This is a genomic window from Pelotomaculum propionicicum (assembly GCF_004369225.1).
Classification (GTDB): domain Bacteria; phylum Bacillota; class Desulfotomaculia; order Desulfotomaculales; family Pelotomaculaceae; genus Pelotomaculum_B; species Pelotomaculum_B propionicicum.
Genome location: NZ_QFFZ01000192.1, coordinates 1 through 254, shown reverse-complemented (window position 1 = coordinate 254; position 254 = coordinate 1). Strand labels below are relative to the sequence as shown.

Genomic DNA, 254 nt, shown 5'->3' with positions numbered 1-254 from the left:
TCGCTCAGACGGTATCATACCGGAGGTTTATGATTTTGAAGAAGAGTAAAGATAACCTGTTCTCACATCTGCGAGAGTTTTTTACCATTTTCCTACCTAAACAGGCTCGGCGCAGCTCGCATACGATGAAAGCAGTGCTAATAGCCTCTGAAAACCCGGAAAGCCCGTCTTTGCAGGCGATCAGGATATCTTGAACCCCCCTGTTTTTCAGGTCATTACACACGCCGAGCCAGAAACTGGCGCTTTCGTTTTCC

At 47.6% G+C, this 254-nt stretch carries 1 pseudogene; it reads right to left on the bottom strand.

Annotation, left to right across the window (positions count from 1 at the left end):
- Positions 1 to 109: 109 nt before the first annotated feature.
- Positions 110 to 254, bottom strand: a pseudogene (locus tag Pmgp_RS19475) (transposase); the annotation flags it as partial.